Source organism: Catonella sp. (genome assembly GCF_057250765.1).
The window spans coordinates 1-12,189 of the sequence record NZ_DBHIEC010000034.1 but is presented as its reverse complement, the minus strand read 5'-3'; the positions used below and the strand labels follow the sequence as shown (position 1 = coordinate 12,189).

Annotated in this window: 10 protein-coding genes, 1 tRNA gene and 1 pseudogene; 10 read left to right on the top strand and 2 right to left on the bottom strand. The window is 39.3% G+C overall.

The window, feature by feature from the left end; genetic code table 11:
* Window positions 1-74: 74 nt before the first annotated feature.
* From ACO6HM_RS12105 to ACO6HM_RS12080, 6 genes and pseudogenes are all read left to right on the top strand, one after another.
* A complete protein-coding gene (locus ACO6HM_RS12105) occupies window positions 75-1,496 on the top strand; it encodes an aspartate ammonia-lyase (RefSeq protein WP_485391282.1) in 1,422 nt (473 codons plus the stop codon).
* A gap of 9 nt (window positions 1,497-1,505) precedes the next feature.
* Window positions 1,506-2,630, top strand: a complete 1,125-nt coding sequence (fliB, locus tag ACO6HM_RS12100) for a flagellin lysine-N-methylase (protein WP_485391281.1) — start codon at window positions 1,506-1,508, stop codon at window positions 2,628-2,630.
* A 111-nt stretch (window positions 2,631-2,741) separates the two neighbouring features.
* A complete protein-coding gene (locus ACO6HM_RS12095; RefSeq protein WP_485391280.1) occupies window positions 2,742-3,563 on the top strand; it encodes a hypothetical protein in 822 nt (273 codons plus the stop codon).
* 196 nt (window positions 3,564-3,759) lie between these two features.
* A complete protein-coding gene (locus ACO6HM_RS12090) occupies window positions 3,760-4,239 on the top strand; it encodes an S-ribosylhomocysteine lyase (protein WP_485391279.1) in 480 nt (159 codons plus the stop codon).
* 20 nt (window positions 4,240-4,259) lie between these two features.
* Window positions 4,260-5,099, top strand: a pseudogene (locus tag ACO6HM_RS12085) (tRNA 2-thiocytidine biosynthesis TtcA family protein); the annotation flags it as partial.
* Window positions 5,086-6,396 carry a threonine/serine exporter family protein gene (locus tag ACO6HM_RS12080; RefSeq protein ID WP_485391278.1) on the top strand — a complete coding sequence of 437 codons (1,311 nt, stop codon included), beginning with the start codon at window positions 5,086-5,088 and terminating at the stop codon, window positions 6,394-6,396. The pseudogene ACO6HM_RS12085 and the gene ACO6HM_RS12080, both read left to right, overlap by 14 nt.
* 212 nt (window positions 6,397-6,608) lie before the next feature.
* On the opposite strand, the gene trpS is transcribed toward ACO6HM_RS12080, so the two are convergent.
* The gene (gene trpS / locus ACO6HM_RS12075; protein ID WP_485391277.1) at window positions 6,609-7,691 is read right to left on the bottom strand and encodes a tryptophan--tRNA ligase; all 1,083 of its coding nucleotides are present in this window, start codon (window positions 7,689-7,691) and stop codon (window positions 6,609-6,611) included.
* A gap of 104 nt (window positions 7,692-7,795) precedes the next feature.
* Window positions 7,796-8,308 carry a flavin reductase family protein gene (locus ACO6HM_RS12070; RefSeq protein ID WP_485391276.1) on the bottom strand — a complete coding sequence of 171 codons (513 nt, stop codon included), beginning with the start codon at window positions 8,306-8,308 and terminating at the stop codon, window positions 7,796-7,798.
* 267 nt (window positions 8,309-8,575) lie between these two features.
* On the opposite strand from ACO6HM_RS12070, the gene ACO6HM_RS12065 reads away from it, so the two are divergent.
* The 4 genes from ACO6HM_RS12065 (at window position 8,576) to ACO6HM_RS12050 (ending at window position 12,038) form a co-directional block, all read left to right on the top strand.
* A tRNA-Gln gene (locus tag ACO6HM_RS12065) sits at window positions 8,576-8,646 on the top strand.
* Between the two features lie 172 nt (window positions 8,647-8,818).
* Window positions 8,819-9,289, top strand: coding sequence for a transcription elongation factor GreA (greA, locus tag ACO6HM_RS12060; RefSeq protein ID WP_485391275.1), 471 nt, complete (start codon window positions 8,819-8,821; stop codon window positions 9,287-9,289).
* 11 nt (window positions 9,290-9,300) lie between these two features.
* Window positions 9,301-11,211 (top strand): lysine--tRNA ligase, encoded by a 1,911-nt coding sequence (gene lysS / locus ACO6HM_RS12055; protein WP_485391274.1) that lies wholly within the window; start codon window positions 9,301-9,303, stop codon window positions 11,209-11,211.
* 230 nt (window positions 11,212-11,441) lie between these two features.
* Window positions 11,442-12,038: a TetR/AcrR family transcriptional regulator gene (locus ACO6HM_RS12050; RefSeq protein WP_485391273.1), complete on the top strand. Its 597-nt coding sequence runs from the start codon at window positions 11,442-11,444 to the stop codon at window positions 12,036-12,038.
* Window positions 12,039-12,189 lie beyond the last annotated feature (151 nt).

Below are 12,189 nucleotides of genomic sequence, written 5' to 3'. Positions count from 1 at the left end.
TGTAGCAATCCTGTATCAATGGGTGTCAAATACTTTTGACACCCACATCATTTATTAAAAAAGGAGACAGGATGATGGATGAGGAAAAAGCTATATTAAGGACAGAAAGTGACTCAATTGGAGAAAAGGAAGTACCTGAGGATGCTTACTATGGGGTGCAGTCCCTTAGGGCTGCAGAGAATTTTCACATAACAGGACTTAAGATGCATCCGGAGCTTATAAGAAGCCTTGCCTTTATCAAAAAGGCTGCTGCTATGGCTAACCACAAGGTAGGACTCCTTGATGACAATATAACAAAAGCAATAATAGTAGCCTGCGATGAGATAATACTCGGAAATTACTGGAAGGACTTTATAGTAGATCCTATACAGGGTGGCGCAGGAACTTCCATCAATATGAATGCGAACGAAGTTATAGCAAACCGTGCAATAGAGCTGCTTGGCGGCAAGAAGGGAGATTACTCCGTTGTACATCCGAATGACCATGTAAACTATGGACAGTCAACTAATGATGTAATACCTACAGCAGGCAAGATGACTACGATACGTCTGCTTGACAGGCTTAAACACGAGCTTCTAAGGCTTCACACTGCGCTTTGTGATAAGGCTATAGAGTTTGACCATATTATCAAAATGGGAAGGACTCAGATGCAAGATGCGGTGCCTATAAGGCTCGGACAGGAGTTTAAGGCATATTCCGTTGCAGTTATGCGTGATATCAACCGTATGGATCACGCTATAGAAGAGATGAAATTTGTCAATATGGGTGGAACCGCAATTGGTACCGGAATAAATGCAGACAAGGGATATATGGAGATAATTGCGCCTACTCTCTCGGAAGTGTCCGGAATCAAGTTTGAACTGGCTGAAGACCTTATAGATGCAACTCAAAATATAGATGCCTTCGTCTCTGTATCAGGTTCGATAAAGGCTTGTGCAGTTACATTGTCTAAGATAGCCAATGACCTTAGGCTCTTATCTTCAGGACCTCGAGCAGGATTTAATGAAATCAACCTTCCTGCTAAGCAAAATGGTTCATCCATTATGCCCGGTAAGGTCAATCCTGTTATACCTGAGGTGGTAAATCAGGTTGCCTTTAAGGTAATAGGAAATGATATGACCATCACTATGGCGGCAGAAGGAGGACAGCTAGAGCTTAACGCCTTTGAACCTGTAGTATTTTACTGCATGTTTGAGTCAATAGACATACTTGCAAGTGCGGTGCAGACCTTTGTAGATAACTGTGTAACCGGAATTACTGCCAATGAAGCCCGTTGTCAGGAACTTGTAGACCATAGTGTAGGTGTAGTTACTGCGCTCTGCCCATATCTTGGATATAAAAAATCAGCAGAGCTTGCAAAGAAGGCGCTACAGTCCAATAAGTCGATTAGAGACCTCCTTTTAGAGGAAAAGATTCTTTCCTCAGAGGAAATTGACAAGATTCTGGATCCGGTCAATATGACTGAACCTATTTCACTAAAGCCTGCAAAGCACTAAAGGAGATAAATGAAACTTAGAGTACCGGATTATTATTATGATTTTAAGTGTATAGGCGGAGACTGCACGGATAGCTGCTGTATAGGCTGGGAGTTAGATATTGATGAAGACTCCTACGAGGCCTACAAGAAGGTAGAAGGGAGCTTTGGAGAAAAGCTTAGAGAGTCGATGGTTGATGGCTCAGATGAGGAAGATGAGTGCAATACTTTTAGACTAAAGGGTGGCAGATGTCCGTTCCTAAATGATAAAAATCTTTGCGACATCTATATCAATCTTGGAGAAAAATCGTTATGTAAGGTGTGTACCGAGTATCCAAGATTTACGGTAGAGTATGAAAATACAAGGGAAAAGAGCATGGCTCTCTCCTGTGAAGTAGTGGGTAGGCTTTTATTCTCAAGGGAAGATGAGATTAAGTTCATCTGTAAAGAAATACCTGATGAAGTGATATTTGAAGAAAGCCTCCCTATGTTTGTGGATGAAATAGAGTATATTAGAGACAGGAGTATAGCTCTACTTCAGGATAGAAGTAGGGACATCTATGACAGGATAAATGATTTCTTGTCCTTTGTGTCGGGAGCTCAGGAGATTATAAATGAAGGTGGAGAAGATGATGACCTCCTTGGAATGATTGCAGAATTGAAGCCTGTCTGTAACAATGAGGGGAAAGCCTCTTTTGATGCATTTTTTGAAGAAGTCTGTTATCTACTTGGTGAACTTTATGTTCTTGGAGAGGAATGGATAGAGGTATTTGCAAGATTTAAGTCAGAATTAAGCAAAGAAGTTTTGGAGGAATTTGAAAAATGTAGGAAAGAAAACAAAATGCTTGATATCTGGTACGAAAACCTTATGGTCTATTATGTATTTAGGTATTTTACCAAGGGAGTGTATGACTGTGATGTTATATCAAGGGCAAAGTTTGCATTTTTAGGATTCTTTAGTATAAGAGGAATTGCAGCGCTAAGATATAGGGATAACCTGAAATTTGATATAGATGATATGATAGTCTCAGCCAAGGCTTATTCTAAAGAGGTAGAGCATTCAGAGGGAAATATAGCTTATCTGATGGAGGAGTTTTTGTTCTCCGAAGAATTTGAGATAGCTAACTTACAGGCGATAATTAAAAGGAGATACTAGCATAAAGATTGTCATTTAAATGCCGATATAATTGATAAGGGGCATTGTAAATATATATCCCTGAAACAAAGCAAAAGGATTTGCGTAAATCTTCAAGGAAAGGAGAAAAGAATGAGTAGTATTATTGCAGGTGTTAGTGCCTCCATAACTCCCCAGATAGGGGAGAAACAAGTCTCAAAGGCAAAAGATGCGGAAGTTTCTGCAAAAGCCAAGTCTGTAAGTATCTCCTCATCGGAGTCCAAATCATCCGATAAGACAGAAGCAAAGGCTAAGGCAGAGAATAAGGCAGCAGTCTATGAAAAGACTAAACAGGAAGACACTAACAAAGAACCTTACAAAATCAATAAGATGAGTAAGGAAGACAGAGCAGCCCTTGTTAAAGCCCTAAAAGAAGAGGTTGAGGCCAGACAGAAGCAGTTTTTAGAGCTTGTGAAACAGTCATTGACCGGTCAGGGTGAAAAGATTGCTATTGCAACCGATAACATGGATGGAATCTGGAAAGCTCTTGCTAAAGGCAACTTTACAGTTAGTGAAGAGGTCAAAAAGCAGGCACAGGAAGACATTTCCGAAAAAGGTTACTGGGGAGTTGAAGCGACTTCAAAGAGAATGTTTGAACACGCTTCAGCCCTTGCAGGAGATGATGTGGAACAGATGAAGGCCATGCAAAAAGCAATGGAGAAGGGCTACAAAGAAGCAACTAAGGCTTGGGGTAAGGAACTTCCTGATATATCCAAGAAGACCTTAGCAGCTGCCAATAAGCTTTTTGAAGATTACTATAAGTCAAAAGGCGTAACGAGTGAGAAAGCTATGACAGAGAAAGTCTCATCAGAACTTACCGCTCAGGCGGCAGCACAGAGTGCAGCTACTGCGAAGACGACAAAGCCACAGCCTGACCAGGCTGCAAAGGGCGTACAGTCAGTTTCAAAGAGCTGATACTGGAACAAAGTTGAAATAAAAACACGAAACGCTTTCAGAAAAGCTGTTGCATATTGCAACAGCTTTTCGTATACTAATAGTTTAGAGGGATGCAGCATAAGAAGAATAAATAATATCTATTAAATTGGCACAAGTTTATGTTAGTAGTCTTTATGATGTAGATAACTATGATTTGCAAACAGATGGAGGAATTATGGATAAAATAGCAAGTTTTACAGTTAATCACCTGGTACTTGAGCCGGGAGTATATGTATCCAGAAAGGATAAGGTTGGATCTGAAATCATAACAACCTTTGATCTTAGGATGACAACCCCTAACAAAGAACCCGTTATGAATACAGCTGAGCTTCACACCTTGGAGCATATCTGTGCAACATTTTTAAGAAATCACGAAAAATATAAGGACAGCATAATCTACTTTGGACCAATGGGATGTAGAACTGGCTGTTATCTCATTATGGCCGGTGATTTGGAGTCTAAGGATGTTCTTCCTCTTTTGATAGAAATGTTCACTTTTCTTAGGGATTTTGAGGGAGATATCCCGGGAGCAAGCCCTGTGGAGTGTGGCAACTATCTTGACCAGAATCTTCCAATGGCAAAATGGCTTGCAGACAGATATTTAAAGAATACTTTAGAAAACATTGATGAAGCACATTTACATTATGCAGAGTAGATATAGAAAAGGTATATATGAAGGAATTAGAGAGAGTTAAAGAAATAGAAAGAAGTATAGTAAAGAAATACCATAAGGAGATATGGACCAATTTTGTAAAAGCCGTAAAAGAGTACGAGCTAATCAAAGAGGGAGACAGAATTGCAGTCTGTATATCCGGTGGCAAGGATTCGTTCTTACTTGCGAAGCTTATGCAGGAGCTTAAAAGACATAGGAAGTTTGAATATGAGTTAAAGTTCATTGTGATGGATCCGGGCTACAATCCTACAAACAGAAAGCTGATTGAAGAAAATGCAAAGCTTCTTGAAATACCTGTAGAAATCTTTGAAAGTGATATCTTTGATGCAGTTTTTGACATAGAAAAAAGTCCCTGCTATCTATGTGCAAGGATGAGAAGAGGGCATCTTTACAGTAAAGCAAGAGAGCTTGGCTGCAATAAGATAGCCCTTGGACACCATTTTGATGATGCAATAGAAACGGTACTGATGGGGATGTTCTACGCAGGAAAATACGAAACCATGATGCCAAAGCTCCATAGCCAAAACTTTGAGGGGATGGAACTTATCCGCCCTCTATACATGGTTAGGGAAGAGTATATAAAGGCTTGGGTAAACTATAATAAGCTGACCTTCCTAAGATGCGCCTGCAGGTTTACAGAAGAGCAGGAGAAGCTTGGTGACGAGGGCACTTCAAAGAGAGCGGAGATGAAGGAGTTAGTTAAAGAGCTCTCGAAGGTAAATCCAAGCGTGGCTACCAATATATTTAACAGTATGTCTCATGTGAACCTTGAAACTGTAATCGCCTATAAATACGGCGGGAAAAAGCATAGCTTTTTGGATAAATATCATGATAATGAATAAAAATCTTGAAGCGGTAAAAAGTGACGCAGGTACGGGAAGTAAAAGACGTGAATGGGAAGAAAGGCTTGACCTGGTTCTTGATGTTGCTGAGCAGATGGTGATGTCGGGAGCAGAGGTTGCAAGAACAGAGTATAGCATAAGAAGAATATGTAAGAGCTTTGGAGCTGTAAGGGCAGAGGCACTCTCAATTACTACAAGCCTAATTGTTACTGTGTATTATGGAGAATATGGCTCTGTTACCCAGACTAGAAGGGTGGACAAGTTTTCATATAACATGGACAGACTTGAGAAAATGAACGCTCTTTCAAGAGAAATCTGTGAAAATAAGCTAAGTGTGGAAGAAGGGCGAAAGAGATTTAAGGAGTTGATGAATGAAAAGTATTACTCTTTCTATCAGCAAATCCTATTCTTTATGCTGATTGCCTTTACTTTTACCCTGTTTTTTGGAGGCAGTATAAAGGATGCTTTAACATCATCAGCCATAGCTGTGTTATTTAAGTATATTGACCAATTTGCAAAAAAGATAGAGATAAATAAATTCGTCCCTATAGTAACATCTTCCCTTGTAGGTGGCTTCCTTGCCATAGTAGCGGTAAGGCTGGGGATTGCTGACTCGGTTAGTATGGTCAGTATAGGCGATGTTATGCTCCTCATCCCGGGAATCATGCTTACCAACTCCCTAAGGGACATGTTTGGAGGGGACACAATAACGGGTGGAATCAGATTCATAGAAGCGACTATGATAGCGATAATGATAGCCCTAGGCTTTTCATCAGCATCAAGGTTCTATGAGGAATTATTTGCACAGACTATTGTCTCTAGCGTGGTAGAGCTTCCATACTTTATGGTAATTATAATCACCCTTGCAGCTTCATTTTTTGGCACCATAGGCTATGCCTGTACCTTTAATACCAGTTCAAAAAGGCTGATGGCAGCAGGCTTTGGAGGCTTTATAGGTTGGGCTTCATATATAGGAGCGGGATACTTTGTATCTTCTGAACCTATGCAGTACTTTGTGGCTGCGGTGGTGATTAACATTTATTCTGAAATTATGGCAGTTAGTGAGAAAGCACCGTCTACTGTTTTTCTGGTAGCAGCTATAATGCCACTCGTACCCGGAGGAATGCTCTATAGGACTATGCACTATGCAGTAACAAAAGAATGGAATAGGTTTGGAAGACTTGGAGTTGATACAATCTCGATTGCTCTTGCCTTGGCTCTTGGTATGCTGATTGCCAATTCGGTAATAAAGAGCCTTAGGAAGAGAAGAAGAAAGAGACTTGGAATGCAGGCTTAGCTACTCTGATTTAATAGGTCGATATACCTGTAAACGCAAAAACTGATAAATGTCCGAACCCACTTAGACATCCGCTTCACTTCGTCTAATGAGTTTGCTAAGACTTTATCAGTTTTTGCTAATATCTGTATCTGTAAAAAGTGGATAATACAGTTCTAATGTTGCTATGAAGTGCAATAAAAACAGTTAGACCTTGGATGGCAGAGGGAGTATTAGTGGAATCTTTCGCTCTGCTCTTTTATTAGTTCAACATCATCAAAGTAATTGATTTTCATAGCGGATTTAACATCTGAAAGGGTTGCGGCCGCTACACTTCTTGCTTTTTCGCTACCTTTTCTTAATATCTCATATACAGCAGGAATATCCTTTTCATATTCCTTTCTTCTGACTCTTATAGGCTCAAGCTCCTCTTCAAGAATTGCATTAAGGAAGCGTTTTACCTTCACATCTCCAAGTCCACCCGCCTGATAATGAGCTTTAAGGGCATCCAGATTTTCATACTCAGGAAGGTATTTGCTGAAGCTGTCAGCCTTCACAAAGGCATCGAGATAGGTAAATACAGTATTTCCGTCAATTTTACCCGGATCACTAACCTTGATATGGTCAGGATCTGTATACATACTCATAATCTTAGTCTTAACTTCTTCTGCAGTATCGGAAAGATAGATGCAGTTTCCAAGAGATTTACTCATCTTAGCCTTGCCATCAGTTCCCGGAAGTCTCTTACAGGCTTCGTTGTCAGGAAGCATTATATTTGGCTCCACAAGTACATCGCTGTATGTAAAGTTGAACTTTCTAACTATTTCACGAGTCTGCTCTATCATAGGCTCCTGATCCTCGCCTACAGGCACATGGGTAGCCTTAAATGCAGTGATATCAGCAGCTTGGCTTATAGGATAGGTAAAGAATCCAACAGGTATGCTTGTCTCGAAGTTTCGCATCTGTATCTCGGCCTTTACGGTTGGGTTTCTTTGAAGTCTTGAAACCGTAACCAAATCCATATAGTAGAAAGAAAGCTCGCAAAGCTCTGATATCTGTGACTGAATAAAGAGGGTGCATTTACTTGGGTCAAGTCCTACAGAAAGATAGTCAAGAGCCACCTCTATGATATTCTGCCTTACCTTCTCTGGATTATCAGCATTGTCTGTAAGAGCCTGGGCATCCGCAATCATGATATATATTTCATCAAATTCGCCTGAATTCTGGAGTTCAACCCTTCTTTTCAATGAGCCTACATAGTGGCCTAAATGGAGCTTTCCGGTAGGTCTGTCACCGGTTAAAATAATTTTAGACATTTTTCTTCCTTCTTTCTATAATTACTGTTAGCGCCAAAAATAAATAATTCTCCTGCAATCAAGTGATAATTACATTGTATAATCGACACTTATAGTATGAATGTTTACCTTGACATAAGCTGAAGAACTTCGCCTATGTACATATAGTGGTAGTCCTTGTTCGCATAGAAGGTCTTATCGATATCAGGATCAATAAAATCTTCAGGATTAATCTTTGTTACAGACAGCTTTTTCATAATTACAACATCACGTCCTTCGTCGATATAAGGTGTACCGTTGTGAAAATCCACATGAAATCTTGCGTTTTCTATTTTGTTTTCATCGCGTCCTGATACACTTCCTATGTATTTGAGCATAAGTCCGGTTGGTTTGTCTGGAGCGAAATAAGTTACTGAAAAAGTATCGTATTTATCAAGGAACTCCTTTGTATATCTGCTTCCTCTTACAAATACAAAGCCCACATCCTTGTTCCAAATGACTCCAAGGCCACCCCAGGATATGGTCATTGTATTTACGTGACCTTCTGTACCACAGGTGAGAAGGGCAGGCTCCTCGTTTATCTTAAATGGATTCATTGTAAGTATATCATTTTCATAAGGCTGAAATGAATGTTGCACTTTATACCTCCTGTTTGCTTTCATTTTTAATATAAATAGTATATCAAAAATAAGGCTTAGTTTCTACACCTTTGCAAAGTTTTACACAAAATAAATGATATGGATATCAAAGGCTTTTTGGTTTCTGAACAGTGTGAATAAACCTTTCTTTTGTATAAAGAATGGAAAAAGAGAGTTAAAATTAAAAAAACTTTATGAAAGTAGACAAAATTTAAAAAAGTACTTGAAAAAAATGTTTGACCATGCTATAATTCTTATCGTTGTTGATGGGCTATCGCCAAGCGGTAAGGCAACGGACTCTGACTCCGTCATCAAAGGTTCGAATCCTTTTAGCCCAGTTACAATTAAAGCACTCATAGAGAGTGCTTTTTTGTTAGTTCACTTAAAACGCAAAGCCAAATTATTAATGCTACAGGTCACAAACTATTTACATTGCCTATAAAGTCAATTATTTTTTCGTGACTATGGTGTGATATTGCGAATATAATTTGTGCCGAATTAGGGGGTATTATGGCTAAGAATGTAATGACATATGAAGGTCTTAAAGAGCTTGAAAATGAGCTTGAGGATCTTAAAGTAAACCGCAGACGCGAGATTGCGGAGAAAATTAAAGAGGCTCGTGAACAGGGAGATCTTTCTGAAAATGCAGAATATGATGCTGCAAAGGATGAGCAGCGTGATATAGAAGCGAGGATTGAAGAATTAGAGAAGATACTTAAGAATGCTGAAGTATTCTTAGAGGAGGATGCTGAGAAGGGAACAGTTAATCTTGGCTCAACTTTTACTCTGCTTGACATGGAGTATGATGAAGAGCTTGTGTACAGACTTGTTGGCGCTACAGAGGCAAACAGTTTGGAAGGAAAGATTTCAAATGAATCACCTGTGGGAAGAGCGCTTAAAGGAGCAAAAGAGGGTGATATCGTTGAAGTTGAAACACCGGCAGGAACTCTCAAGTATAAGGTAATCAAGATTCATAAATAAGGAGAAGAATAGTGGCACAGGAAAATCAGGCACTTGACACTAATGAGCAGGTTGAAATTCGCAAGGAGAAGCTGGAGGCTCTTAAGGCGGCAGGCAAAGATCCCTTTGTGACAACTAAGTTTGATGTTACACATCATTCAGTAGATATAAGAAATGATTTTGATAATTTAGAAAATAAACAGGTAACAATAGCTGGTAGAATGATGTTTAAGCGTATCATGGGTAAGGCAAGTTTTTGCAACCTTTCAGACAGATACGGAAGTATGCAGTGCTATGTGGCAAGAGATTCTATCGGAGAAGAGGCTTATGCTGATTTTAAGAAATATGATGTAGGTGATGTAATCGGCGTTAAGGGCTATGTATTTAAGACTAAGACTGGCGAGATTTCTGTACATGCTGAAGAGGTTACCCTCCTTACCAAGAGTCTTAGACCTCTTCCTGAGAAGTATCACGGACTTAAGGATACAGAGGCAAGATATCGTCAGAGATACCTTGACCTTATTATGAATCAGGAAGTTAGAAGTACCTTTGAAAAAAGATCACAGATACTTAAAGAAATCCGTTCCTTCCTTGCAGAGAAGGGTTTTATGGAAGTAGAGACTCCACTCCTTGTTGAGAATGCAGGTGGAGCTGCTGCCAGACCATTTTTCACCCATTACAATGCTCTTGATGAAGAAAGAAAGCTTAGAATCTCTCTTGAGCTTTATCTTAAGCGCCTTATAGTAGGTGGTTTTGAAAGAGTGTTTGAGATTGGACGAGTATTTAGAAATGAAGGTGTAGATACCAGACACAACCCTGAATTTACACTTATGGAGCTTTATCAGGCTTATACGGACTATAACGGTATGATGGACCTTACTGAAGAGATGTTTAGATATCTCGCTGAGAAGGTTTGTGGAAGTGCTGTTATTACTTACAATGGAATAGAGCTTGATTTTAGCAAGCCATTTAAGCGTATAACTATGCTTGATGCGGTAAAAGAGTATTCAGGAGTTGATTTTAGTACAATCACCACAGATGAAGCGGCTAAGGCTATAGCTAAGGATAAGAATATTGCTTTCGAGCCTCATCACAAGAGGGGTGATATCATCAACCTTTTCTTCGAGGAATTCTGCGAGGAGAAGATGATACAGCCTACCTTTGTTATGGATCATCCTATTGAGATTTCACCTCTTACCAAGAAAAAGCCGGGAGCAGAGGATAGAGTTGAGCGTTTCGAGCTTTTCATAAATACCTGGGAGATGTGTAACGCTTATTCAGAGCTTAATGATCCTATCGATCAGAGAGAGCGTTTTGCTGCTCAGGATGCACTTGCTGCGGCAGGCGATGAAGAAGCAAACCACACTGACGAGGACTTCCTTACAGCACTTGAGTATGGTATGCCTCCTACAGGCGGTATCGGTTATGGTATAGACAGACTTGTAATGCTCCTTACCGATTCAGCCTCAATTAGAGATGTACTCTTATTCCCTACACTAAAGAGCCTCAACCCTGATAAGAAGACCTCTTCATCAGTAAGCACAGAGTCTAAGCCAGTAGAGAAGATTGACTTCTCAAAGGTTGAAATAGAGCCACTTTTTGCAGATACAGTAGATTTCGAGACTTTCAGTAAGTCTGATTTTAGAGCTGTTAAGGTAAAAGAATGTGTAGCCGTACCAAAGAGCAAGAAGCTTTTACAGTTCACTCTTGATGATGGTACAGGCACAGACAGAACAATTTTAAGCGGTATTCATGCCTACTATGAACCTGAGGAACTAGTTGGAAAGACTTTGGTTGCAATTACCAACCTTCCACCAAGAACCATGATGGGAATCGAGTCTTGTGGAATGCTCCTGTCCGCTATTCACAGCGAGGAGGGCGAAGAGAGACTTAACCTTCTTATGGTTGATAACAGGATACCAGCTGGGGCGAAGTTGTACTAGTTAGAAGAATTTGTAATTGGTGTCATGTGTATTAAACTAAATAAAATGTAATATATAAGACTGCTCCATAGCTAAAAGATAGCTGTGAGCAGTCTTTTTTTTACTTGAATGATAAGTTTTTCAAATAACATTTTTATCTCAACTTCAAAAGACAGAGTTGACAAACAATCAAAAAAAAACTATAATAAAAACTGACTGAAGTCAGTCAATAAATATGAGGTAGAATTTACATGGCAAAAACTAAAGAAGAAAGACGCAATGAAATCATTGAGACAGCTGGAAAGCTGTTTGAGGAGAAGGGATATGAGCAGACACAAGTACAGGATATTGTCAATGAAATTGGAGTAGCAAAGGGACTTTTCTATTATTACTTCAAGTCAAAAGATGAAGTAATGGAGGAGTTGGCAGATAGATATGCAGACGCGATAATAGATGCTGTCAATAAGTTGATAGATAAGGATATAACCACCTTTGACAAAATCAATCGTATTTTTCAAATTTTTATTGATTCGGCAGAAAAAAAGTCTGGCATATTTATGGGAATCCTAAATGTGAAAAACGGTATAACACACGAGAGAATTTTTTTCAATGTTGGGGAAAAAATGGTTCCTCTTGTAACAGAACTTATACTTTCTGGAAATGATAATGGAGAATGCAACTGCAGCGATCCAAAGTTTATCACTGAGTTTTTGGTTTCAGGATTGTTTAATATCATGAATCAAATTTCTCCAGATGAGAAGATCGATTATTTGAAGGAAAAACTACCAACGATCAAGACAATGATTCTTAAACTATATAATTTTGCTGAACAGAAGGAGAGCAAATGAGTAGATATTACGTATACACAGAATTAACAAATGCCATTGAACAGGCGATGCTAGTAGGCATTCTGCTGGGATTAGCAATAAAGAAATAGACATGATATTGTATTCTTTACATAGCGAGGTGAATATATTGAAAGCAGTTACATTTGAGAAT